Genomic DNA, 24544 nt, shown 5'->3' with positions numbered 1-24544 from the left:
TAGGCACGCCGCCAGCGTTCGTCCTGAGCCAGGATCAAACTCTCCATAAAAGATGGAAGGTTCCTGCCACCCGAAGGCGGTAGGTTTTCCATTTAAAAGTGTTTGTTTAGCTCATTTTGAATCCGACGAGATCGGAGCGAATTTCAAATCGACATGGATTTGAAATTCGTCCCCAATGTATCTCATTTATTTCTCACTCGTTGTTCAGTTTTCAAAGATCAAACTTTTCATTTCGTTGCCGTTTTCATTCTCAGCAGCAACTCTTATATCTTATCACTCTATCAGCTATTTGGCAAGCACTTTTTTTCGAAAAAAGTTTTTGAGGTTTATCTTCTTCATTAAACTTTCCTTATTAGAAGAAGCTTTCAAACGCTGCCAATCCTGCTTGTCGCAATCAGTTGCTTCAAGCGGCTGGAATAAGAATATATCATGATTCCAGGCCGCTTGACAACCCACATAATTTTCCAAATGAAGCGCCGCAGCCAGACCCTGAGTCATCCCAAGCAGCGTCAATGCAATGCTCCTACTGGATAGAGGAACCGAAGTTACGCCGATCACCATGCTGGTCGGAAATACCATCGCCGCTCCCAAACTTTGCAGCGCTCTGGAGAGGATAAACGAAAGGCTGTCTTGAGACAGACCACATAAGAAAGAACCGACGCAAATAAGCCAAGACCGAGCAGATAAACTTTATTACACCCGAAAATTTCGGCCAGCCTGCCGAGCGGGATCGAACATACGGCAAACAGAATCGTGTAAATATTAAGGGCCCAGGAAATGCTCTCCAGCGAAATCCCCATATCCGTCTGAATGACCGGAATCGTGATGTTCATGATGGTGGTGTCCAGCATGGTCATGGAAATACCGATACACATGAGTCCGACGATTTCTAAGGAACCGTTATTGTTCTGAATTGTTGTCATCTGAACCGCCCTTTTGAACAAAACGCGTGGCACGGAGCACTTTGATCTGGGCTTCATAATTGGCAATGCCCAAGTCGTAAGAAAGCTGCTGTGCTTCTGATAGATGCTTTTTCCAATACTCGTAATCGTGTTGAAGCTGTTCGATCATGGCCTCTTTGCGGGTTATCTCTTCTTCAATCCAAGCCTCAAGCTGTTCGTCCGGAACATGCTCACCAAAATAAGCCTCATCAAAAAATCCGACTGGAGCGTATCCGGCTGGACCTCCGATTCCAGATAGGCCTGAAATTCCTTGGCACCGCTCGGCGTAATCGATACAGAGGCAAACGCGAATTAAGATGATCTCGTTATTTGCCGTGCCTTAACTCTTGATTTCTTCATACATTGGCAAAAACAGGAGGTGTGCCGGAAATGGTTGAACAGGCTTATTACAACTGCCTCAGAAATAAAAATAAAAAGGTCAGAATTTTGACGGTCGACGGTAAGGAATACCGAGGGACGATCGTGGATGTGGACCGGCAAAACGTTTATTTGCGGCCCGAACGCGGACAAGTGAACACTTCAGCCTTTTACCCGTACGGTTTCGGCAATGATATTTTGACCTTAAGTTTATTTACGCTGCTGGCAATCGCCTTGATTTAAAAAGAAATAGAAGCGCGAGACCGCAGTAAATCCCATGTCCCGCCATGGGCCGGCATTTGCTCCTCTGCGGAAAAAGCCCCCGGCTGTTGCCGGGGGCTCGTTCATTTTTCAAGTTTGGTTTAATTGGGTTTTGATTGTGATTTCGATTTTATGAAGTTTCTGAAGCGGCCTGTCTGGCAGTTAGAACCTGATCAATAAGTGCATTCACCTTATCTCCCCAGATCTGATAGCCGTCCCCGTTGATATGAATGCCGTCAATAGAATAATTCGAAAGCAGGTAACCGTTCGGAGCCAGGATCTTATTCAAGTCGATGTACGGAATGCTGTGCGCACCCGCGTAGCTCTTCAGATAACCGTTTAGTTTCTGGACCCTTTGGTTAACCGCCTTATAATTTTTGACCTCTTTGCCTACATACAGCGTTAAGGTAATAGCGGGAGATATCTCCTCCTCCTCCAGCCGGTTTAAAATGCGGGTATAGTTATTAAATGCTTCCTCGGGCGTCACCCCGCCGGTGTTCAAATCATTAATGCCCGCCATGATGAACACCATATACGGCGTCAAATCCGTCACATAATCCAGCCGGTTCAGCATGCCTGACGTAAAATCCCCGCCGATCCCGCGATTGGCAACGTTCCGGCCCAGCAGTTCGTTCCACTGGACATTAAACGTGATCGAATCCCCCAGCATGACGATATCCGCATGTTTCACTTTGTAGTGGGATTGATTGGCCACCTGCATAACATAAGTTTTGTTTTTCATGTAGACCGGAACCTCGGAGGTTGCTCCGATCACCGGGATGGAGACCAGGGCAGCCAAAACGATAAAGAAAACGAGTTTGCGGCTCAGCTTTTTCATATAATCCTCTTCATCCTTTTCCCCGAATATGGTTAGTAATTATATTTTCGGCCGAAGTTCTAAAATTATGTAGACCAAGCCAGTGAGCAAATTTAGGCAGGGAAAAGAAAAAGCGCCCTGTGCATGGATCAGCATGCGCAGGGCGCTTTTTAGCAAATATTCAATGACTGACTATCAAGGAGCCGGGGTGACGGTAAAAGCTTCCCAGGCTCCGCCGACGCTGTCCCGGCTGGCAATAAGCACCGGCGTCGCGGCATTCAGATCGCAGGTCACAAATTTATTGTTGGCTACGGCCTGGAAGGAAACCGTGCCGTCCGCGTTTGTCGTTTTGCGGAATTTCTCCCAGGCAGCGATGCCCTGTGCCCTTGCGACCAGTTTTCCGTTCTGGTTCAGATCCGCGGTTACGTATTTGTTATTCGCCATGGACAGGAAAGAAACGGTCCCGTCCGCATTCGTGATCATAATGAATTTCTCCCACGCATCCACCGCATCGCGGTTGGCGACGAGCGGATCGCTGCCGTAGTTTTCGGCCGACACGAATTTGCCGTTGGCTACCGCTTTGATGCTGGATGGCGCGCTCAGCACGGCGTAGGCTTTTACGATATTTTGGAGAGAGGTATTTTTCTGATGGAAGCTGGTTGCAAACTTGGCCAGCTTGCTTTTGATGGTGTCCACGCTGTCGCTGTTGATATTCGGGAACGGGTTGCCATTGTTGTTGTACAGGCCCCAGTTGCCGCCGCTCGTAATTTTATAAGTCCAGTTCGTCCAGGAGACGTTCAGCGCGTCAAGACCGGACAGGTATTTTTCCCATAAGTCGTTGAACTCGAACAAAGTGAACTCTCCGGCAAATACCGGGACATTCCAGCTCTGCTGGTGGGAAGCGATGTCCGCAAACCATTGGTTGATGCTGTTGCTCTGACTGTTGTAATCGGAACTGTTCCAATCATAGTTATGCAGCTCATAAACAGTGTTGGTCCAGCCGAAAGTGGAAGGAGACGCAATGTTGTTCCAGTAGCCGAAGGCTTCAACGACGATGATATGATCTTGATCGATGGCCCGAACGGCTTTATACAATCTGTCGTACATTTGGCTGATCGAAAGACTGGAATTGTTGCTTACCGGCTCGTTAAGCAGATCGTAACCGGCGATCACCGGGTTGCCTTTGTAATGGTTCGCCAGCCGCTGCCAGATTTTAACCGTCCAATCCTGATAAGTCGGGTTGCTCCACAATTCGTTGGCGCCTTCGCGGCCCCCGCTCTGCCAGCCGTTCATGTTTCCCGGCACGCCATGCAGGTCCAGCATGACATAGATGCCGCGCGCTCCCGCCTCGGATACCAGCCAATCCAATTTCCGGAAAGAAACGTCGTCTGATTTCATGGAGCCGTCCCGGTTCATCAGGTTTTCCCAATAAATCGGAACGCGCACCAGGTTTAAGCCCAGGTTTTTAATATTGTCCAGATCGCTTGCCTGAATCCATGTATCCTGGTAGGCGGCAAAAATGCTGTCGGTTGCGGCTGCGCCGAACCGGTTAAGCAGCGTGGAACGGACCGTCCATTCATCCGTGCCGCCGAGCGGCGACATCCAGTTTTCGCCCAGGAGCCAGCCGCCCAGATTGGTGCCGTGAAGGCTGACCACGCTACCTCCTCCGTAATTATTTTTAATGAGTGTACCGCTTGTCTTCAAAAAGTCGCTTGCTCCGATCGCTGCCGCTTCGGCTTTAGGCTGGTTGCCAAACTGCACTAAGCCGAAAATCAAGGTAAAGGCGAAGATGAACGAAAAGGCTTTTTTGATTTTCAAGACCAGTTCCTCCTTAAAATGAAATAAAAACCTCAAATAATAAAGCGCTTTCATTTACGATAAGATTATAGTTATTTTATGGCAAAAATGTCAATGGAATTTCGGAAGTCAGGCATGAAAAAAGCACGCATTTCTGCGCACTTTATATTTTTTATAGGATATTCAATTTGAAAATGCTACTAAGGGGTACGGGTACGATTACGCTTCAATTCAACCAGCGCCTCCACGTTCCGGGTCGTAATGGACGCCACTCCCAGGTCGGCATAAAACTCCATGAGCGGCGTTTCGTTTACCGTCCAGGCGTAAACGGGCAGCCCCAAGGCTTCCGCTTTTCCCATCAGCATAGGAGTAACGAATTCATGATAAAGGTTAATCCCGAAGCAGGAGGTTTCCAGGGCGTCCTGGCAGGTTTGAATGACCGCCTGTTCGTGCGACAGCGCCATAAAAAGTTTGGCATTCGCATTCAGCAGTTTTTTAAGCTGCGGATGGCGCTGCTGGGCAAGCCTGGCCCGATCCGCTTCGCATCCGGATAAAAAAACCTGATCCAGCAGATCCATCCGCTCCACCAGTTCGGCGGCTGCGTCAATCGCTTGATCGGTTTTCAAATCGAGATTGGCCGTTTTACCGGTCATTTTAATGATCTCCAGCATGTCCTCCAGCGGACGGAGGGTGATAATCCCCTTTTTCCCCGCGTGATCCGCCACGACCTCCAGCTCTCGAAGCTCGGCAAAATTCATTTGGGAAATGCGGATCTCCCCGCCGCCCGCCGTGTTCCAAAGATCGTCATGCGCCAAAACGGCTACGCCGTCTTTCGTTACCCGGACATCCTCTTCAATTACATCTGCGCCAAGTTCAATGCCTCTGCGCACGGATTCAAGCGTGTTGTCCAAGGTCTCCATACAGCCGGTGTGGGCCGTGATTAAAGGAAATGCAAGTTTGGCGGCATTTACTTCCATTCCGGATCCCTCCTTTTTTAATCAATTATTAGTCAAAATAAACGGCATTCGTAAACGCGATCAAGGTTCTGACGCCGCGGATGATGCCCCATAGCTCGGCGCGCAGCCACAATAAACCTTCAGTAGGAATCTCAGCCGTCAACTGCGGTTTGTCCCTCAGCAGCTGTCCTTCGAACAATACGCCTGAACTGCTCTCCAGCTTCAGCACATAAATTTGCTCCGGCAGTTCCCAAAGCCCGCTTCTAACCGAAAAATCGGCTGTGACCAGCACTTGGGCAAAGGAAGGCTGGAAACCGGAGAGCTGAACTCCGGAAACTTGCTCCTGATCAATGATTTGTCCGTTCTCGGTACGACCGGGTACGACGTCGCCTATTACGTAAGTTTTTCCTTCCCGGCTGATTTCAAGATCAAGCCGCGGTCCCAGCGTTACGGAGGCTCTTCCCGACGACAAGGCGCGGATCGCCCGGTCTCTCAGGGGAGCATCGCTGTCTTCCAGACGCAGGTAGGTAACGGACAACGGGTCGTCCGTAGGCTCCTGATGATGCCAGTCCCGGCCGGAAGTGGCGGCCAAACGATGCCCTTCGTTCAGTTTATCCGTCCAGAACCGGTAGGCTCTGGCGTTGTTATTTTTAAGCGGTGCAAAAGTCGTCGACCAGACTTCGATATAATCGATATCGTTCCAGTCGCTGACCTCGAATTCCCAATAACAGCCCGTGCACATCGGACTTCCCGGACGAAAAGGATGCGCCATGCCGGCAATCCCGCCTTGGGCATGAACCTTGGCGAGTCCTGCATGAAGGTCTCCCGGACCCACCGGCCGCCAATCGACGTACCGGTCAAGCCCGATCGTCACCATATGCCCAAAAAACGTCGTCCACTCCATCCCCGGAATAATGGAAATCCCGGTTTCCCGTTCGACTTCCTCTTTGCCCGCGAGCCCCGTCATGGTGTTGTGATCCGTCAGGGCAATGCAGTCAAAACCAAGCGATTTGGCGCCTGCGGCAAGCTCCTGCAAGGATTGTTTTCCGTCGCTGTGAAACGTATGCGTATGCAGCTCGCAAGCCAGCCAGTTCATCGGGCAACCTCCTCTTCCTGCCAAATTTGCAGCGAATAGGCACACCATTCGGTGATGATGGCATGCAAACTTAAAGTCACTTCCCACATTCCCTGCCTTAACTCTCCACGTTCCAGCCCCGGCGACGCCTCATCCCGGCTTAAAAACAAATGCTGCTCCGGATCATGGCGGTGAGCGGCCCCGCGGTGCCCATCAGGCGCGTCCACGGAAACGGTGATCAGGTTTTTGAGCGGCAGATACGATTCCCAGCGGGCTTTCGCCTGCTCCTGAAGCTCCTCTTCCACGTATTTCCCTAAACTTTCCTCAATCAAAGCTTTGGCTGTCTCCGGGTCCTCCAGATTTTTGGGGCTATAGGCAAAATCCAGATGCAGCTTTCCCCCCGGACGGGGAAGGAAAAAGCGGTAAGCGATATGCGATTTGCTGCAGCACGGAGCCGCTTTGCCCTGCACGTCCATCAATAAAGTTCTCATGACTGGCGCATCCCTTCTTCCTTGATCATCGACCGGATGTAGAAATAACCGATAAACGAACAAAGCAGGAAGGTGAAAAAGGCCATGGCCGCCGCAAGCTGGCGGTCCTGAAAGACGCCGAAGACCTGCTCCATCGAAACCCCGAGCATTTGCGGCGCATTGGGTCCTACCAGGAAAGGGGCCGTAAACGAGCCGATGACGCCCATGAATACAAAGGTTACGGCTACAAGCAGCGTTTTGTAGGTCAGCGGGATAATCAGCTTGAAAAAGATCCGCAGTTTGCCTGCCCCTACGTCTTTTGCGCTTTCGATCACGGCATCGGGAACTCCGGACAGCGCGGAGCCTAGCAGCATTGTCGTAAACGGAATGTTGAACCACAAATTGGCGATAATGATGCCTTTCATATCAAAAATAATCCGCGGAAAACTTTCGTCCCCCATATGGTACAAAATGCGGGCGGCCCAGCCGTGATTGCCCAGCAGCTGAATCATGCCGTAGGTAGCGATCACCGCCGGGATAAAAATCGGGATCATGTACATGCTGCGGATCCAGCGTACGGCCAAACCGTCATTAAATCTCATGTAGACGGCGAGCGCGTAACTGATCAGCAGGACAAGCACCGAAGAAAGAATCGTCACTTCCAGCGTAAAAATAATGTTGGAACGCATCAGCTTGTCGGTAAACAAATACCGGTAATTCGAAAAATCATATCCGCCGTCTTTATTCGTCAGGCTTTCTTTCAGGGAACCAAGGATAGGCAATACGACGATAAACACCAATATTAGAAAGGAAGGGAGCACCAGGGCTAACCCCAGCATCCCCCTTTTGACTTGTTTACTCATTGGGCCGCAACTTCACTTTGCCATCTTTTGTTGATCTCCGTGCCCAGATCGCCAAGGCTGAAAGTCCGGAAACCGTCGGCTACGCCATTAAAGGAATCCTGAATGTCTTGAGACATGCTGGAAAGCTTGATGCCCGGGAAGCCATGCATTTTGTTAACTACTACTTCTTGAGCTTCCGGTGACAAAACGAAGTCCAGGAATTTGTAGACGGCGTCTTTCTTGGCGGACTCTTTAGGGACCATCAGGTAAGTCGGGCCACCGTTAAAGCCAGGCGTAACCTGCTGCATTTTTGTGCTTGCAGGCAGCTGCCCTTTGTCGAGCTGATCGAGCACCATATCGGACCAAGCCGGGATCAGGTCCACTTCGCCGCTGGCGAGCAGGTCAAGCGTGCCCTGATTTTTCTTTGGATAGATGCCTTTGCCGTAAACATATTTGCCGAGGTCTTTCAAAAGCTCAAACCCTTGCGTCCATTGGCTTTCAATGCTTGGATCGGAATTGTGGATCGCGTCCTCCGGCAGGAATTTATAGATGGCCGTCGTTACAAAAGCGCTGCCCGCTCCGCCTGTAGAAGGATCGTTATAAGCGAATTTCTCCGGATTGCTGCGGATCCAGTCATACAGCTCGTCCAATGTTTTTGGCGGATTTTTGACCTTGTCGCTGTTATAAGCCAGGATAACCGCGGAAGAACGATACGGGATAGCCAGATTGGAAACGTCCTGCAGCGTTTGCTGGTCGACATTGTTCAGGTTAGCGATTTGATCGGCGCCGAGGGTATCCCACAGATCGTCTTTTTGGCCTTTAGTTACGTCATCAATCCCGCTTTCATACAGGTCAACATCGCCGGAACCTTTGCCTGCCTGCTTGGCGGCCAAAATTTTATCGTAGGTAGGCTGGGCCGCCGTTCCTGAAGCGACGTAAACGGGTTTTACTTTAATGTCCGGATTTTTCTCTTCAAACATCGGAATCAGCGTTTTCCACAGATCGTCTACGTTTTGCGAGCCGGTATAATAGAAGGTAAAGTCGGAAGACGGGGCTGCCGATGTTCCGGCATTGGCGCTTGCGCTGCCAGCCGGGGCCGATTCGGCCGTTTTATTGTCGCCGCAGCCCGCAAGCAGGGAACTGGCCAGTACCAGACTCGACAGCAGCGTAAAAGCGGTTTTCTTTTTGAACATAAATAAATACCTCCTCATAATTGGGAAAAATAAATTTGAAATTGAGATGAGAACTGCATTTAAGCTTCGGGATAAGCCAGAATTTTGGAATACTTAACGGAAACCTCCTGGCCGGGAAGCAGCTCTTTGACGTCGTCGCGCGCCAGAAACGCCCGGATTGTACCCTGTTCCCGGACATCAACGGAAACCTCGGCATAATGTCCAAGCACCATAATCTGTTTGATGATCCCTCTAAGCCCAAGCCCGTTATCATCCGAAGCCTCCAGCACCACATCCTCCGGCCGGATAGCAACGGTCACTGGACCTGAAAGCGAATGAGGATTGGGAAAACTTAATGTACCTGCCGTAATTGCGCCTCCGGCGACCACCCCCTTAACAAAGTTCATTTTCCCTATAAATTGAGCCACGTAAAGCGACTTGGGAACATCGTAAATTTCCTGCGGCGTAGCGATTTGCTCGATATGGCCATGGTTCATGACCACGATCCGGTCGGAAATGGACAAGGCCTCTTCCTGGTCGTGGGTGACAAAAACCATCGTCAGCCCCAGCTCGGCCTGAATCTCGCGGAGCTCCTCTCGCATTTCGTGGCGGAGTTTGGCATCCAATGCGGAGAAAGGCTCATCGAGCAGCAGCACGGACGGCTTGAGCAGGAGCGACCGCGCGACGGCAATCCGCTGCTGCTGACCGCCGGACAGCTGGGCCGGGTATTTATTCCCCGCTCCCGGCAGACGAACCAGCTCCAGCACCTCGGAGATCGCTTTATCACGTTCCGCTTTTTTGACCTTGCGGATTTTCAGGCCGAAAGCAAGGTTGTCATAAACCGTCATGTGGGGCCAAAGGTTATAACCTTGGAAAACCATGGACGTAGGACGTTTTTCCGGCGGAGCGGTCAGCACGCTTTTGCCCTCGATCAAAATGTCGCCGGAGTCCGGATCCAGAAACCCGCCGATGCTGCGCAGCACCGTTGTTTTTCCGCAGCCGGAGGGACCAAGCAGCGTAATCATCTCGCCTTTGGCCACATCCAGCGAAATATCGGACACCCCGTCGCCGGTTTTATAACGTTTCGTCAATTTCTGTATCGATAGTTGAGCCTGCATAATGACCTCCCAATTTATTGAATAAAATGGCACGCGTTAACCCTTCCTAAGGTCTTACTTGATTTGGAATCCGCTGGATAATACATCCGCGCTTACGAATTTTTGCGCGGCAAACAGCAGGATAATGGTCGGAGCGGTCAGGATAATCGAAAATACAGCGCCCGCGTAAGCCGGGTAATCGGTAATAATGCCGTACATGACGACGGGCATCGTTCTAAAATTTGGTACGCCGACCAGATAGGTCCCCTGCGCTTCATCCAGAGAGTTCAGGAAAGTGAAAATCGAAGCGACGATAATGCCCGGCATGGCCATCGGAAGCGTAATGCTGCGAAACACGCGGAACGGTCCGGCTCCGACATCCCTCGCCGATTCCTCTTGGGCGGTATGCACGTTCCGGAAGGAAGAGGTCGGAATCCAGGTCATAAACATCAGGACGTTAATGATATGAATCAGCACCACGCCAGCCAGCGTGTTCATCAGCCCGACCTTGTAGAACAGCACGGCGATCGAAACGTAAAGCCCCATTTTCGGGAACGCGTGCGTCAGCAAAAACGAAAACAGGAAAAATCTGCTGAGCGGAAACCGGATCCTCGCAAACGCGTAAGCGGCCGGGATACATAAAACGATAGACAGAGCGGTTACGATGGCAGCAATGCCGAAGGATAGGCCAATCGACTTGGCGATTCCATCCTGTGAAAGCACGAAACTCCACCATTTGAGGGACCATTCCCTCGGAAGCATGTCCGGATAATTCCATTTGCCCGTAAACGCCAGAATCGCCAGGTTTAATAACGGACCCATGAAGAAAATGACGAATACGACCAACAGCAGAAACTCGATGATTTTTTTGGGCCCTACCGCTTTCAAATACCACCTCATTAAAAAAGCTCTCCTTTCGTTATAAGCTGTTTTCTATGTGGAAGACCGGATCACCAGCTTCGGCGCAAGTTCAACGGCCGTTTCTCTTATCGGTTCCTGCCGAATCAGCCTGTCCAGCATCAAGCAGGCGAGCCGCCCCATTTTTTCGGTGTCGACTTTAACCGTGGTCAAGGATGGCGTTAAGAGGGAAGCCGCATCGATATCGTCGAAGCCCATGACGGCCACCTGCCCGGGAACCTGAACGGAGCGTTCCATCAAAAACTTCATGGCGCCAAGCGCTATCATGTCGTTGGTGCCGAATACGGCCGTGTAATTCCCTCTCTGAAAATGCTCCCAGTTCTCCTCCATTTTGCGGTAGCCTTCCTCAAAGGTAGACGCTTCAGGATAAGCGACCGAGGCTTCCGAACACTCCAGGTGCCGCTCGCTCAGGTAAGTCCTGAAACCGTCGAGCCGCAAATGATGGCTTCGGTGAGACTGCGGGCCGGCAAGCATAAAGATTCGTCTGTGGCCCAAGCCGGTCAAATGCCGGGCGGCTTCCCGCCCTCCGTCCTGGTCCCGGTTGACGATATGAATGACGCCGGGGACGTCGGTGGAGCCGTTGACCATAATGTAAGGCACGCCGAACTTGCCGATGTGGTCGATGACGTTTTGTTCCAGCCGGCTGATCAGAATAAGTCCATCCACTCTTTTCTCCAGCATAAAATCCGCGGATCTTAGCGACATTTCCTGATCGGTCGTCACAAAAATCGAATAATTCATCTGCGCCGAAGCGGCCAGGATGGCATCTAGTATTTTCCCGTAAAAGGGATGGGACACCACCGGATAATGACTCCGGTAAATGAGAATCCCGATGTTGTTCGTCCGCTGCGAAACCATGGCGCGCGCTACCGCGTTTGGTTTGTACTGCAGCTCCTGAATCACTTTCAGGACTTTGTCCCTGGCTTCCTGGCTCGTATAGCCGCGTCCCGATATCACTCTCGAAACCGTAGATTTTGATACGCCCGACAAGTGGGCGATTTCCTTAATGTTGCTCACACACCTAACCTCTCTTTCTTATGAGACCGTTCCCACGTGAGACCGTTCCCACATCAAACAGAATACCTTTCGAATGTAAGTTTCGTATTAATCCGGTTAAGCAAAAATGTAAATAATCGTTCGACTGAATTCGAGGGTTTACGAAGTTTTTTTCGTTTAGACAGAGAAATAGCCGCGGAAAACGCTGTTATGTTAAGCGCGTGTTAACACTGTTTCCTTCATGTAAATCACAAGCGGATTCGCGGCAGTGTGTTTTTAAGGAATGAGTTGCGGATACCCTCTATATAAAAGAGCTGCGGGCAGGCTCGGCTTTACGGTTATGAAGTTCTTTCATTTCGTCCATACTACTTCTACAAAGTTTCTTTTTTTGCCGACAAAGGAGGTTGTTTGGACATGAGCCCGCAGAACACCCCGGTACCGCACAACTCTGTGCCTATCACATTCGATCAAAGCTGGTACGAGAATTTGCAGAGCCGTCTCGACAAAGGAGGGCCATGGGACGATTACAGACTCTTGCGTCTTTCGCTGCAGGCGGAGCAAGCCGGCCTTGTCACCCATTTCGAAGAATTGCAATGCCTCAAACATCTTTCGGCCGTGCAGCCGATGCCGCATCAGGTCGACACGGCGCAGAAGGTTCTGTTCGAAATGCGCGGACGGGCCATTTTGGCGGATGAAGTCGGTCTGGGGAAAACGATTGAAGCCGGTCTTATTTTGAAAGAATATTTAATCCGCGGGCTGGTCCGCAAAGTGCTGATCCTGGTCCCCGCTTCCCTTGTGCTGCAGTGGGTCCGGGAGCTTAACCAAAAATTCGGCATCCCGGCGATTGCCCAAAAGAAAGAACATTCCTGGCAGTCCGACATCGTCGTTGCTTCCATGGACACGGCCAAACGGGATCCGCACAAGGATATTTTGCATGGGAGCGTTTATGATCTGGTCATCGTGGACGAGGCTCATAAGCTGAAGAACAAAAAAACGACCAATTACCAGTTCATGCAGGGGCTCCGGAAAAAATACTGCCTGCTGCTGACCGCTACGCCCGTCCAGAACAATCTGGACGAGCTGTTTAATCTCATCACGCTGCTGAAGCCGGGACAGCTGGGCAAACAAAATGAATTTGCGGCCAACTTTGTGGTCGATAAAAGAAAGCCGAAAAACGAAGACGCCCTGCGCGGCGAGTTGTCCAAGGTCATGATCCGCAATCGCCGCAGCGACGGCCAGCTGGATTTCACCAAACGGATCGTCCGCAACGTGCCCCTGGAGCTGTCCGCCGAGGAAAAAGCCTTGTACGACGGCGTCACCACTTTTGTCAAAGAGCAATACACGGCGGCCGGGGGCGATTTAAACAGCCTGTTTTCGCTGATCACGCTGCAGCGGGAGGTGTGCAGCAGCCGGGATGCGGTGTTTGTCACCCTGGTCAACCTGTCGAAAAAGCTGGCTCCCGATTCGCCGCTGCGCGATAAAATCTGGGAGCTTGTCCATACGATCAAAGCCATCAAAGCGAACACCAAAGCCGAAAAAACCTTTGAGCTGATTCAAAGCATCGATCCCGGCGAGAAGGTCATTATTTTTACCGAATACCGGGCGACCCAGGAATCGCTGCTGAAATATTTCCGCGACCGCGGCATGATCGCCGTTCCTTACAGCGGAAACATGAACCGGGGCAAAAAAGACTGGATGATGGACCTCTTCCGCGGCCGCGCCCAGGTCATGATCGCGACCGAAGCCGGCGGCGAAGGCATCAACCTGCAGTTCTGCCATCACATGATCAATTTCGATCTGCCGTGGAACCCGATGCGGGTGGAGCAGCGGATCGGGCGGGTTCACCGCCTGGGGCAAAAAAACGACGTAAAAATCTACAATTTATCTACGCGGGGGACGATCGAGGAGCATATCCTGAATCTGCTGCATGAGAAAATCAACATGTTTGAGATGGTTATCGGAGGGCTGGACGTCATCCTGGAGCGGCTTGAGAAGCAGGGTTCCCTGGAGAAAAGCCTTTATAAAATTATGCTGGAAGCGGATAGCGACGAGCAGATTAAACAAGGCGTGGAGTCCTTGGCCTCCTCCATGATCGCCATCAAACAAGAGCTGGAGGCGGATGAAGATGAAAACCGCGCCATATCGCCGGTGCAGGAAATGCTTGGAGGTTCTTAAACCATGACCATGACAGCCCATCAGATCCGCGACTATGTCCGGGCTTATTTGGACGCGACGGAATGCGAAATCCGCGAGGAATCGCCGCATCACGTAACGGTAAAGTTATCCCCGCAGGCGGACCGGGAGCTGACGAACCGGCCTTATTACTGGGCCTATGTCGACCGCTGCCAAATTGAACCCGAAACGATGTCCTATACGTTTGTGTTTGACTCCGATCGATACGATACGGCTTACCCGGCAGCGGCTCCTGAAGTCGATTCGGTCATGAGCCGCCATTTTGGCGCGGTCCGGCCGCTGCCGATCCTGGGGCCGGGGCGGATCCAGCGGGAGGATTTGTCCTTTGGCAGCCCGCGGCTCCAGCAGCTGTTTGAAGCAGCGAAACGCGGGGGGAGTTTTGTTTACGTATTTGAGGATCCAGGGCATCTGCAGCGGCGGACTCTGCTCCCTGCCGCCTATGAACCGTGGCTGGGCGTTTGCTTTAAAGCCGAGTTCGCCTGCGACATGAAACGTGAAGAGCTGCATTATTACGGCATATCACTGACCTCAGGGATAATCGATACCCGGTTTGGCGAAAGAGTGTCCCGCATTCCGCTCCTGAACCGTATCCCGGAAAATATCAGCATTGTGCCTACCTCCCTGTCGCTCAAAGAAGGCAAAAATCTGCTGGAGGAAATGCTGCAAAACTATTTGACGGAGCTCGACGATAGCTGGGCCGTCCAGGCCCGCGCAAGGCTGGAGGAAGAGCTGGCGATTCTTGACGGTTACTACAGTCACCTGCTGGAGGATGAAAACGAAGAAACCCGTTTAGGCGCCAAGCAGCAGTATGAAGCAAGACGCGAGGAAATTTGCTGGCAGTTTGAACCCCGGATCCAGATTTCCGCCATAAACTGCGGCGTCTTTCACCTTCGTTCCGGCCCTGTGCCGAGAACCTGACTTCTGTCGCTAAAAGACTGCAAAAATAGAAGCTGCTTCGCAAAACGGTCCCCGACAGGGAACAACACTCTTTTTCGGACAGCCTGTCTACAATTAAAGAAAACCTAATAAAATACAAGTCTCACCATTCCCGTAAAGCGCAGGTGATGAATGATGATCAAAGGTTTCGCCTTATCGAAAACGATATCGTTCCTTCTGTTAGGGGCCGTCCTTCTGGCCCCCGCCGCTTTGGAACAAGCGGCTCTCCCCGAAGCGTCGGCCGCCGAACCTTCAGCCGTATTTTTTATGGAGGAAACAGGCGGTGTACAGCAGGCCGCTCCCAAAGAGGTTCAGCTCTTTGCCCGCGAAGCCGTCGAAAGTTTTGCCGGACAGGAAGCGTTTAAGGCATGGATTGGAAGCACAGCGGCTATTCATCCGCTGGGTCCTGGCACCCACGGCTGGCTGGTCAGCCTGATCTCCCCGGACCGGACGCCGGTCGGTTATCTGATCATTGCCGCAAAACCCGAAGGCGGACTCGCGCTGGTTGAATACGGGACAGGCCCCGACCCTTTATATAATCCGGCACGGCTGCCCGTTGGCAGCAGCGTCAAATTAGAGCCGCTTTACGGCGGCCCTACCCTTACCCAATGGAAAATTTCAAATCAAGAGGGACTGACTCAAACCGTTTATTATGAGGCCGCAGGCGGCGAACCGCTTCCCGATACCGATGCCGACTGGTCCAAACGGGAGTCCCTCCTCCCCTTTCAAGGATTAAATGAAGCGGTTGGAACAAGTACCGCCGATCCAGGCGGCGTACAATCAGCACAGCTGCCCGTTCCGCAAAAACCGGTTCAAAACACGGCATTATTCCAGCCGAACGATAATCTGCTGTGGCTGACCGGCAAAACGGTCAAACTTTCAGCGGCACAATTTCAAAATACGGCTGTCCAGCCCGGCAAATGGGTCTTTTTCTCCTCAGGAGCTTCCCGCACTTATGCGCAATCCCTCCCCGTTTCCGGTTACCAGCTGTGGGTGAAACCAACCGCCAGCCTTAAAGAGGCCGGTCAGCCGGTTGTTTATTTAATCAGCCGGACCGAAAACCGGACACGCTACATTTTATTTGACGCCTTGGCCGGAGCAGGAGAATTTAAAGCCTGGACAGGGCGGTAAACGGCCAAGACTAGAAAAGCGATACTCCGAATCCCATACTTTTTCCCCTAAAAAAAGAGCTGCTCTCCGCTCAGGTTTCCCTGATGCGAAAAGCAGCTCTGCCGCGTTTATATCCTTTTTCAGCGGGTACGCCGTTTTCTCTTAAACAGATTCTGTCCCCACATTGACAAGGAAGCGGGAACCATGCCGAACCACTTGCTGCTCCAAGGTTCTTTGACCTGCCTGCGCTGTTCCTTCCGGATTTCCTTCGGCGTCTCCACGTAATGGACAACTCTTTCCGTAATATAGCGGACCAGTTCGTCGCCCTTAGCCATTTTGGCTTCCTCCTGACTAGCTTAGATTTCAGAGTTTTTGCTCTGATCGTTTCCGTCCCTGCCCTTATTTCTAGTGTGTTCAAACAGGAGCCGTTTTAACCCGGTTCATGCATAAGCCGGCAGCGGATTGTTTACTCTATAGGCAAATCCATCCTTTCAAAAGAGGTGCGGTATGCATACAGGTAACAAAAACAAGTTTATCCTGGTGATCTCGGCGCTTTCCATCTGCTTCGGGCTCTTCGCTCTGCCCGTACAGGCAGATGAAAAAACGGACGACAAACCGGCGCATCACGCTTTTCCAAAGCCGGTCATCCTCATAGATGCGGGGCATGGAGGCATCGACGGAGGAACCTCGCACGGGGATCTTCTGGAGAAAAATATCAACCTGGAGATCGCTCAGCGTCTCTATTTGCTGCTTCGTAGTGAGGGATACAGAGCCATTTTGAACCGAAACGGCGATTATGCGCTGAGCGATGAAAACCGCTGGCACGGCAGCCGTTCCCGGCATATGCGGGACTTGACGCAAAGAGAACGGATCAGCGAAGATGTCAAAACCTCAATCGTGGTCAGCCTGCATGTAAACTGGTCCAAAAACGCAACAAGAAAAGGCCCTATCGTCCTCCATCAGGATGAAGGACGCAGCGCCTTGCTTGCTGCCTGCATTCAGGAAACCTTAAACGACTTGTACCACAGCCATTGGAAATCTGAGCTCGGCAAACCTTTTTATTTGCTGAACCATACCGAAGTGCCGGCGGTCATTGTGGAGACCGGTTTTATCAGCAATGAAGAAGACCGTAATTTCCTTCGTTCATCCCGGGGACAAACGCAAGTCGCTCAGGCTCTTGTAGCGGGAATCGCCCGGTATTTTCTTGAATCATAGCAAGGGAGAGGTTAGGCATTCCTCAGGGGATCAAACCCGGCAGGCCGATTCCTCCGCCGCATTGCTCGCGGACAAGCTGGCTTAAGGTCACATATTCAACATCCGCCGGCATTTGTTTAATGGAGCTGCGGATGACGCCTGCCGTTTTGGTTCCGGGAACGCCCACATGGCCGATAATAATGCAGCTATCATGGTCTTTCATCCACTCCAGCACCTTATGCATCTGCCCGGCAATATGTCGCTGGTTGTATTGGTCGTCCAGAAAAAACTGGTTGCCGATATCCGGCATCCCTTTCTCCTTGCATAGTTTGCCGACGACGGTTTTATAATTCGTCCGGCTGTCCAGGAAAAACAAGCCACGTTCCCGGCATACGTCCAAAACGATGGACATAATTCGCGGATCCGCGGTTATTTTAGAGCCCATATGGTTATTGATGCCCACTGCGTAAGGCACATTGTCGATCGCCTGCTCCACCTTTTTTCGGACCTCGTCATCGCTTAAAGAACTCATGATGGCTCCCGGCCCCAACCACTCCGGCTTGCCGTGATTAGGCTCCATCGGCAGATGCACCAGCACGTCGAATCCGCGTTCATGGGCCATCCGCGCATCCCGCTCCGTTGTACGCAAAAAGGGCATAACCGCAACCGTCAGCTTGATCGGCATCTCCATGATCTCCTTAGTCCCTTCCATGTCATTGCCGAGATCGTCGATGACGATAGCCAATTGTTTGGCACCGGCTGCAGACAGAGGCACAGACGGCGCAGGCTGCGAAGAAACCGGCGGCAGCAGGACCGTTTGCTCCAGTTTCACGCCGCCTGCTGAGGCCTGCCCCGGCGGAATCAGCAAAAGGAATGCCGTTACCAGAACAACTGCCCGGATAACGGCCTGTTTTATGGAAATGTTATCGTTTTTGCCCATCCTGATCTTCCTCCAATCGTACTTCATGGTAAGTACATTGTTTGAGGATCAGGGTGTTATTAGTACAGGAAATTGAAGCCTTAACGCACAAGACCAGCCATTTTTAATCGATCAGCTTGTGTTGATACCATTTGTTTCCGGCAAAACGCCGGTAGAAAATCACGCCGCGGATGCCCCATTCCAGCTCCATGGCCAGCCAAACCCCCAGGATGCCGAGCGGCGAATGCACGCCCAGGATATACCCGAGCACCACCCTGAACAGCCACATCGACAGCATGGAGACCATGGACGTATATTTGGAATCGCCCGCCGCGCGCAGCGCGGAAGGGGTGATGAAACTAATCGACCACAAAGGAATCTGAAGGATGGTGTTCACCAGCATCACGATGAAAATATCCCTTATGATTTCCTTAGGCGGATGGAACATCGAAACTAGCGGGTTAAACAAGGACATCACAATGATACCGGTAATGACAAACGACAAGGAGGACAGCCACAGGAAAGATTTCGTGAACTTTCTGGCATCGTCGATATTTTTGCTGCCTATACACTGTCCGACCACGGTGATGACCGTCAGGGACAGCGCATTAGCGGGAATTTGCACCACGTTTGCCAAGGTAGCGGAAATCGCGTTAGTGGCAATCGCGTTGGTGCCCAGGCCAACGATAAAGATTTGAGTCAGAATTTTTCCCCCGTTAAAAAACATCTGCTCAGCTGCAAACGGCAGGCCGATAAACATGATTTTCTTGAACATCGCCCAATTGACCTTGACCATGTCTTTGATTTTGAGCTGCAGATTTGTATCCACCCTAACCAGATAAAGAATGGCGCAGGCAGCAGCCAAATAACGGGAGACATTAAGGGCAACGGACAAACCCATAACTCCCATATTCAGAAAATTAATAAATACGATATTCAAAACTACATAAGACAAATTCATGATAAGCGACAAAAAAAGGGACGCACGGCTCCGGCCAATCCCCCGCAATGCTCCGCAAACCGCCTCCACAATCCCGATCCCGAGATAGGAAACGCTGCTGCCGATCAGATAAACGCGGGCATTGTCAAAGACGTCAGACGCAGCGGAACCAAACAATATATTAAGCGCCGGCATATGGAATACGCCAAGCAGCAGACCGATCCCGATCGACAGCACGGACACGGAGGAAATGGTGCCGGCCGTTGATTTGGAGACCATCTCCAAATTGCCGCTGCCCTTATATTGGGCGACGACCACCGTACCGCCGGTAGCTACGGCCACAAACACGCTGATCAGGAAAATGTTCAGGGAATCCACCATGTTGACCGCGCTGACTGCGGCAACCCCCGATGAACTGATCATCGCCGTGTTGATTAAATTGAGCCCGACGATAAAAGCCTGATCGACAAGCAGCGGAATAAACAAAGCGATCATCTGCGGATAACTGATCGAGTTGCCGGAGAAATATTTCGTTAGCAAAGCGGCGGGTTTCATTTTGACAAGAGCCTGGGACATGAGATCACATCTTTTACTAGTTAGATTTGCCGAAGGCACCTCCGGCACAACTCCCGACCTTTTCATTCAGGTTACATTATGCTCCTATACCGCAGGCTGGTCAATACAAAACGGCACAACCCCGGCGGTAAACACTTTCGGGGTTGTGCCGTTTTCAATTAACGAAGCAAAGATACAAGCGTGGGACTAGTCGCGTGTTATGTAGAGAGAACCGTCGCTATCCCTTTCCACATGCGCCTGCAGCCCTTCGGCAAGCGTGCGCAGCGGGGCGTACGCTCTGCCGTACTTATCGATAAATACGGGCTGAGGCATTTTGACGGCCGCTCCATGCACTACGGCGTAAGAAGAGCCTGGCGTAAAGATCAGCTGGCCGCCGCTCAGATCGTCCGTCACGATGATTTTACCGTTTTGGCTCTTAACGGAAGCATCCAGATATTCGGCCAAATAACGGAGCGGGATCATCGTTGTATTTTGCTTGATCACCACGTCGTCGTACTCCGGATCAACCGGAATATATTTTTGCGTGATGCCCAAATCATTTTTGAAAATGCCGTAAATATCGGACTGCGGATCCAGGTTTCGGAGGATCGTTCCCGGGGTCAGCGTCTGATCCGTTACGTTAAGAGCATTATCCGTGTCAAGCAGATCGGCTTTCACCGGCCCGTTGACATTCCATTGTTCGCTTTCCAGTTTGAGACTGAAGCTCGAAACCGGCAGTTCTTCGCCCGTGTCGGGCAAAGCTATCGCAAATTCGAGCGCCTGCTTGCGCAGCTTGTAGCTGTCGTCCACGTAAATATCCGCCGTGAGCTTAGTGTCTTTGCTGAACACCGCGGAGGCTTCAGGCGTTTCCTCAAATGCCTGCTTAACCGCATCATCGTAACTAAGCAGGACAAGATCCAGCGCCTTTTGAATTTGGGTGTAGGTTTCGGTAACCACGCCTTCTTTATCGTCCAGGGAAACATCGGGCAGTCCCATTTGAAGGTCCTGGAGATTCGTAAATCCTTGTTCTTTCAGCGCTGGCAGCAAGCTGTCGTAAACTCCGCCTAACACGGCTTTTAATCCTTCATGATCATCGGAGATGGCCTGAAGGAACGTTTTCAGCAGCCCGGTCAGTTCGTCCCCGGAAATTTCGGCATGGAGTTTGGTCAGGTTAAGCTGTTCTCCATGAACCGTTTCGTTCACTTTGGAAGCATTAATCACCTCAGGGTTGGGGAGATGTTTAATGATAAAGGATTGAATTTCCTTGCCGAGAGCCCGGGATTTCTCCGGATCCAGCCCGCTTATGCCGCCGGCGGTCAGCTCTTCCGTCAGAGGCAGGTAAAAAGCTTCCTTGGCTCCCTCCACCTTCACGGCCACGCCCTCTTTGTTCAAAGAGAGCTGAAACGGCAGCTTCAGCTTGCTGCTGGTCAGGAGACCGTTAGCCGACAGAGTTGTGCTGTCTTCCATTTTAATGTCATCCAGCTGGAACGAAAACGAATTGATAAGATCGATAATCTCTTGATCTTCTGCGGTTGCGGCCGCACTTGGCTCAGCGTGAACGGACAGGCTCAAGCTGGACTCGGCCGACTTCACGTCCGCATTTCCCAGCAGCGCTTTGTCCACGTCCAGTCCGCCTACCGGCTGACACCCGGCCAACACCAGCAGCAGGGCCGCCGCGGGGAGCAGCCATTTCAAACTGCGTTTCCATCTCTTCATCAGTGCTATCCCTCCTAAGTTCAATAAGCACCTTATTATCGCATCCCTATCAAACTTTGTAAATTATTCCTCTCATACCAAATTTATTTTGCGGAAAGCGCCTGGCATAATAGGGAGGTATAAGCAGCAGCCCCGTTGGGCTTAAGATGGACGCCGTCTTTTTCAAAATAAGAGGTTTGGCCTTCGCTGGCCTGATACCAGTCCACAAGTTGAATCCGGTCATCTGCATCCGCGATTTTTTCGAGCGATTGGTTGACGTCGGACTCCCAGGGTCTCGGCACGCGCGTATTGACCAGATAAATACGTTTGGCGTCCTTCAGCTCCGCAAGAACCTTCTGCATTTGTTTTTGAGAAAAAGCCCCGTTGGTGCCGAGTTCTATAATTACCGTATCTCGTAATTTTCCTTCCTGCTTCAGCTCCTGCAAAACGGCCGGGGCATCCCCCATCTGACGGCCGATTTTCCCGTCAATGACGGCATCGGGATAAACCTCCTGCAAATCGTCATGGATATCCAGCATCACGGAATCCCCGATGGCTGTCATGTTTTTGCCCGTGCCGGAGGGTTTCCCCTTCGGAGGTTCTGCCGGATCACCCGTCTGCTTCGGGGGCGGCGAAGGAACCGGCTGGCCGGAAGCGCCTCCGTGCGGCTGGCCGGGGACACCCGAATGCTGATGCCCGGTGGCCCCGGCAGACTGCTGCCCGGGTGCATTTGACGGCGGTATCCCAGGTTCCCCCTGCTGAGCGGCTCCCTTGCTCCCTGCACTCTGCTGCCCGGGTTGACCAGCTCCATCCCCCTGATGGCCGCCTGATGCTCCGGACTGATTCTGGAAAACGGGCATTACCCCGGTTGAAGAACCAGCCTCTTCCGCTGCTCCTGTTCCTGTTAAACCGAAAGTGAAGGAGGGTACGTACAGATGAACGAAGCTGAAGAGAATCCCTAAGCCAATGATGGCAGCTGAGGCAGCCGGCACCCGCTTCCCTTTCCCGGAAGGCGAAAAAACGGCGGACATGGCTGCCAGCCAGCCCCGGAACCCGTATTTGCGGATCGGGTTCTCAATAAAACGGTAAGACGCAGCAGCCAGCAAACAGGTCGCCAGCAGCTGTAAAACCATTCTAAGCCCATGGCTTCCGCCGGTATCCGCCTGCGGAGTTGTCATCGTAATGACCGGATAATGCCAGAGATATAAGCCATAAGCCCGTTTTCCCGCCCATACCAGAGGTCTGGCGGAAAACCAGGCCGCAATCCGGCTTCCCGGATGGGCCAAAACGGCAATTAAAACAGCGGTTACAAACGCGATGCCGAACAAACCGCCTCTGTATAAAAAGCTATCGTATTCATCCAGGTTATAAGTCCAGTAAGCGAGCAGCACCAGGCTTATCATTCCGGCGGAGTCCAGCAGCATGCCGGCCAGCCTGGATACCTTCTTCTTCAGTTTTCCGCTGGGCCAGACCAGCGCCAGCGCGGCACCCATCAGCAGGGCAAAACCACGGGTATCCGTCCCGTAATAAACGCGGCTTGGATCGATTCCCGGCATGTACAGCAGAGCCATCAGCAGGGCCGAGCCGGCTGCCAGCCCCACTGTCCAACCGGCAAGCCAAATCCGTTTGCGAACCCACTTGAATCCCGCCGCCAGCAGAAACGGCCATAAAAGATAAAACTGCTCTTCCACCGCCAGCGACCATAAATGCCCTAGCGGAGAAGGCGGGCCAAAGGACTCGAAATAGGAAACCTTGTGAAAAATAAACCACCAGTTGCTTATGTAGAAAAGAGCCGCAGGCACATCGCCGCGAAGCGTGGATCCTTCGGACATCCCTCCGAACCAGGACGCAATCGCAACGGCTGACATGACCGTCAGCAGCCCTGGCAAAAGCCGCCTCCCACGGCGTATCCAAAATTCTTTTAATTGTAAAGGGAAGCTGCCATGACCACGGTCGCCACCGCCAACACTGTCTGCAAAGCGGCCGTTCGCCAGAATATCCGTAATCAAATAACCCGACAAGGTGAAAAATACCGCCACCCCAAGAAATCCCCCGGGAAGCCACTCTTGCCGAAGATGATAAAAAATGACGGCCAAAACAGCCAGTGCCCTTAGTCCGTCAAGTCCTGCCATATACCGCCGAGGCTGCGGTACGAAACGATCGGAGCCTCCATCCTGCGCTTTTAACTCTTCTGTCCTTTTCAATGCCCTCGATCCTTTCTCCACTTCATACCGTTAGCCCGATATCCTGTATGTAAAATATGCTGTGAATTCATTATATAAAAGCTTCCAGCTCCATCGATTTCAATAAAGTTAAAAAGGAATGACAAGATTTTTATTAAGAAGGACAAAGATAAAGGGCTACCGATTTCGACTTTGAAGAAACTGTCATATTTATGTTAATTCTTCCACGGCGAATGATATGCTTAAAATTTAAAATTAAAACAAGCCGGCTCACGCCGGCTTGTTCGTTTCTCTATTCCAAATCAGCCGTAAGCCTGCTGATCTTTCCCTCCGTAAGCTCAAAACGGTAAAGGCCACCGATTTCCTTTCCTGCGAAATCCCCTCTGAACAGGACCTTCATGTCAACGACGCCATCCTCGGCCGTGTAATCCACAATTTCAGTACCCATCTCCTCTTCAGCTCATCCAGCCATTCGTTAAATGGAAAAAGGGTATGGATCGTATAAGAACCGTCTTTGTTGACGGTGATGGCCTCATCGGGAAATTCGTCGTATACCCGGTAAGCGCCGCGCGCTGAAACCCGCAGGGTTGCGGGAATCATCTCGCTTCCGATTTGCTCTTCCGCCTGGTCGATCACCGGGACCGGAGGTCTCGGCTCAAAGGCTTGCTCCTTAACCTCGATGTCCCGCATGCGGCTGATCTTAAACAGGCGGTCGCCTTCGGATGTTAAGCAATAGCTGGATAAATACCAGGCATTTGCTTTAAAAATAAGCTGGACAGCTTGTCCAGCAGACTCCCGGTTTCGGACAAAGGCGCAAGCTTTAAGGTTTGCAGCCCCATCAGAATTTCGTTTTGTTCTTCGGCGGACAGCAGCGAAGCGTTAAAAGAATAGCCCTCCAGCAGGGAAATGCCCCCGCCTTTTCCTTTACTACTGTATACGGGAATCCCGGCGGCGCTTAAAAGGTCAATATCCCGGTATATCGTTCTCGTCGATACTTAAAAACGTTTGGCCAGTTCACCTGCGGTGACCGTCCATGCAGCCTCCCCAGCTCTCCCGGCCTGCCGGATGCCCTCGAACCCGTCTCGTGGCGGAACCCGGC

24 protein-coding genes and 1 pseudogene are annotated in these 24544 nt (G+C 51.8%); 5 read left to right on the top strand and 20 right to left on the bottom strand.

What is annotated here, in order from left to right; translation table 11 throughout:
• Positions 1–285: 285 nt before the first annotated feature.
• The 3 genes from AC3ZPD_RS20025 to AC3ZPD_RS20015 are packed head-to-tail and all read right to left on the bottom strand — an operon-like array spanning position 286 to position 1071.
• A complete protein-coding gene (locus tag AC3ZPD_RS20025; RefSeq protein WP_490986044.1) occupies positions 286–513 on the bottom strand; it encodes a hypothetical protein in 228 nt (75 codons plus the stop codon).
• A 41-nt stretch (positions 514–554) separates the two neighbouring features.
• Complete coding sequence (locus AC3ZPD_RS20020; RefSeq protein ID WP_490986043.1) at positions 555–923, bottom strand: MFS transporter; 369 nt, start codon at positions 921–923, stop codon at positions 555–557.
• Positions 901–1071, bottom strand: a complete 171-nt coding sequence (locus AC3ZPD_RS20015) for a hypothetical protein (RefSeq protein ID WP_490986042.1) — start codon at positions 1069–1071, stop codon at positions 901–903. The genes AC3ZPD_RS20020 and AC3ZPD_RS20015 overlap by 23 nt, the downstream gene beginning before the upstream one ends.
• Positions 1072–1331: 260 nt before the next feature.
• On the opposite strand from AC3ZPD_RS20015, the gene AC3ZPD_RS20010 reads away from it, so the two are divergent.
• The gene (locus AC3ZPD_RS20010; RefSeq protein WP_490986041.1) at positions 1332–1562 is read left to right on the top strand and encodes a hypothetical protein; all 231 of its coding nucleotides are present in this window, start codon (positions 1332–1334) and stop codon (positions 1560–1562) included.
• Positions 1563–1710: 148 nt separating this feature from the next.
• Here the strand turns inward: AC3ZPD_RS20010 and AC3ZPD_RS20005 are convergent, their stop codons facing one another.
• The 10 genes from AC3ZPD_RS20005 to AC3ZPD_RS19960 form a co-directional block, all read right to left on the bottom strand.
• Complete coding sequence (locus AC3ZPD_RS20005) at positions 1711–2418, bottom strand: GDSL-type esterase/lipase family protein (protein WP_490986040.1); 708 nt, start codon at positions 2416–2418, stop codon at positions 1711–1713.
• Between the two features lie 174 nt (positions 2419–2592).
• Positions 2593–4215: a cellulase family glycosylhydrolase gene (locus AC3ZPD_RS20000; protein ID WP_490986039.1), complete on the bottom strand. Its 1623-nt coding sequence runs from the start codon at positions 4213–4215 to the stop codon at positions 2593–2595.
• A 179-nt stretch (positions 4216–4394) separates the two neighbouring features.
• Positions 4395–5171, bottom strand: a complete 777-nt coding sequence (locus AC3ZPD_RS19995) for a glycerophosphodiester phosphodiesterase (RefSeq protein ID WP_490986038.1) — start codon at positions 5169–5171, stop codon at positions 4395–4397.
• 28 nt (positions 5172–5199) lie between these two features.
• On the bottom strand, positions 5200–6246 hold the full coding sequence (locus tag AC3ZPD_RS19990; RefSeq protein WP_490986037.1) for a CehA/McbA family metallohydrolase: 1047 nt from the start codon (positions 6244–6246) through the stop codon (positions 5200–5202).
• Positions 6243–6716: a hypothetical protein gene (locus AC3ZPD_RS19985; RefSeq protein WP_490986036.1), complete on the bottom strand. Its 474-nt coding sequence runs from the start codon at positions 6714–6716 to the stop codon at positions 6243–6245. The genes AC3ZPD_RS19990 and AC3ZPD_RS19985 overlap by 4 nt, the downstream gene beginning before the upstream one ends.
• Positions 6713–7558: an ABC transporter permease gene (locus tag AC3ZPD_RS19980; RefSeq protein ID WP_490986035.1), complete on the bottom strand. Its 846-nt coding sequence runs from the start codon at positions 7556–7558 to the stop codon at positions 6713–6715. The genes AC3ZPD_RS19985 and AC3ZPD_RS19980 overlap by 4 nt, the downstream gene beginning before the upstream one ends.
• A complete protein-coding gene (locus tag AC3ZPD_RS19975) occupies positions 7555–8730 on the bottom strand; it encodes an extracellular solute-binding protein (RefSeq protein WP_490986034.1) in 1176 nt (391 codons plus the stop codon). The genes AC3ZPD_RS19980 and AC3ZPD_RS19975 overlap by 4 nt, the downstream gene beginning before the upstream one ends.
• Positions 8731–8789: 59 nt before the next feature.
• Positions 8790–9827, bottom strand: coding sequence for an ABC transporter ATP-binding protein (locus AC3ZPD_RS19970; protein WP_490986033.1), 1038 nt, complete (start codon positions 9825–9827; stop codon positions 8790–8792).
• Positions 9828–9881: 54 nt separating this feature from the next.
• Positions 9882–10706: an ABC transporter permease gene (locus tag AC3ZPD_RS19965; protein ID WP_490986032.1), complete on the bottom strand. Its 825-nt coding sequence runs from the start codon at positions 10704–10706 to the stop codon at positions 9882–9884.
• A 33-nt stretch (positions 10707–10739) separates the two neighbouring features.
• Positions 10740–11741 carry a LacI family DNA-binding transcriptional regulator gene (locus AC3ZPD_RS19960; protein WP_490986031.1) on the bottom strand — a complete coding sequence of 334 codons (1002 nt, stop codon included), beginning with the start codon at positions 11739–11741 and terminating at the stop codon, positions 10740–10742.
• A 393-nt stretch (positions 11742–12134) separates the two neighbouring features.
• Here AC3ZPD_RS19960 and AC3ZPD_RS19955 point away from each other — a divergent pair, with 393 nt between their 5' ends.
• The 3 genes from AC3ZPD_RS19955 to AC3ZPD_RS19945 all read left to right on the top strand — a co-directional run bounded on the left by AC3ZPD_RS19955 (position 12135) and on the right by AC3ZPD_RS19945 (position 15980).
• Positions 12135–13895 (top strand): DEAD/DEAH box helicase, encoded by a 1761-nt coding sequence (locus AC3ZPD_RS19955; RefSeq protein WP_490986030.1) that lies wholly within the window; start codon positions 12135–12137, stop codon positions 13893–13895.
• A 3-nt stretch (positions 13896–13898) separates the two neighbouring features.
• Positions 13899–14831 carry a YqhG family protein gene (locus AC3ZPD_RS19950; RefSeq protein WP_490986029.1) on the top strand — a complete coding sequence of 311 codons (933 nt, stop codon included), beginning with the start codon at positions 13899–13901 and terminating at the stop codon, positions 14829–14831.
• Positions 14832–14981: 150 nt separating this feature from the next.
• Positions 14982–15980: a hypothetical protein gene (locus AC3ZPD_RS19945; protein WP_490986028.1), complete on the top strand. Its 999-nt coding sequence runs from the start codon at positions 14982–14984 to the stop codon at positions 15978–15980.
• A 119-nt stretch (positions 15981–16099) separates the two neighbouring features.
• Here AC3ZPD_RS19945 and AC3ZPD_RS19940 read toward each other — a convergent pair whose 3' ends face one another.
• A complete protein-coding gene (locus tag AC3ZPD_RS19940; RefSeq protein ID WP_490986027.1) occupies positions 16100–16294 on the bottom strand; it encodes a YqzE family protein in 195 nt (64 codons plus the stop codon).
• Between the two features lie 172 nt (positions 16295–16466).
• Here AC3ZPD_RS19940 and AC3ZPD_RS19935 point away from each other — a divergent pair, with 172 nt between their 5' ends.
• Positions 16467–17174 carry an N-acetylmuramoyl-L-alanine amidase family protein gene (locus tag AC3ZPD_RS19935; protein ID WP_490986026.1) on the top strand — a complete coding sequence of 236 codons (708 nt, stop codon included), beginning with the start codon at positions 16467–16469 and terminating at the stop codon, positions 17172–17174.
• Positions 17175–17196: 22 nt separating this feature from the next.
• On the opposite strand, the gene AC3ZPD_RS19930 is transcribed toward AC3ZPD_RS19935, so the two are convergent.
• From AC3ZPD_RS19930 to AC3ZPD_RS19905, 6 genes and pseudogenes are all read right to left on the bottom strand, one after another.
• Positions 17197–18093 carry a divergent polysaccharide deacetylase family protein gene (locus tag AC3ZPD_RS19930; protein WP_490986025.1) on the bottom strand — a complete coding sequence of 299 codons (897 nt, stop codon included), beginning with the start codon at positions 18091–18093 and terminating at the stop codon, positions 17197–17199.
• Positions 18094–18196: 103 nt separating this feature from the next.
• Positions 18197–19588, bottom strand: a complete 1392-nt coding sequence (locus AC3ZPD_RS19925; protein ID WP_490986024.1) for an MATE family efflux transporter — start codon at positions 19586–19588, stop codon at positions 18197–18199.
• 186 nt (positions 19589–19774) lie between these two features.
• A complete protein-coding gene (locus AC3ZPD_RS19920; protein WP_490986023.1) occupies positions 19775–21283 on the bottom strand; it encodes a copper amine oxidase N-terminal domain-containing protein in 1509 nt (502 codons plus the stop codon).
• A gap of 83 nt (positions 21284–21366) precedes the next feature.
• Positions 21367–23466: an acyltransferase family protein gene (locus AC3ZPD_RS19915; protein ID WP_490986022.1), complete on the bottom strand. Its 2100-nt coding sequence runs from the start codon at positions 23464–23466 to the stop codon at positions 21367–21369.
• A 375-nt stretch (positions 23467–23841) separates the two neighbouring features.
• Positions 23842–24135 carry a hypothetical protein gene (locus tag AC3ZPD_RS19910; protein ID WP_490986021.1) on the bottom strand — a complete coding sequence of 98 codons (294 nt, stop codon included), beginning with the start codon at positions 24133–24135 and terminating at the stop codon, positions 23842–23844.
• A 30-nt stretch (positions 24136–24165) separates the two neighbouring features.
• Positions 24166–24213, bottom strand: a pseudogene (locus tag AC3ZPD_RS19905) (hypothetical protein); the annotation flags it as partial.
• Positions 24214–24544 lie beyond the last annotated feature (331 nt).

The sequence above is a fragment of the Paenibacillus mobilis genome (genome assembly GCF_058267595.1).
Note: the sequence above shows the minus strand (reverse complement) of the source record. Positions and strands in the feature narration are given on the sequence as shown.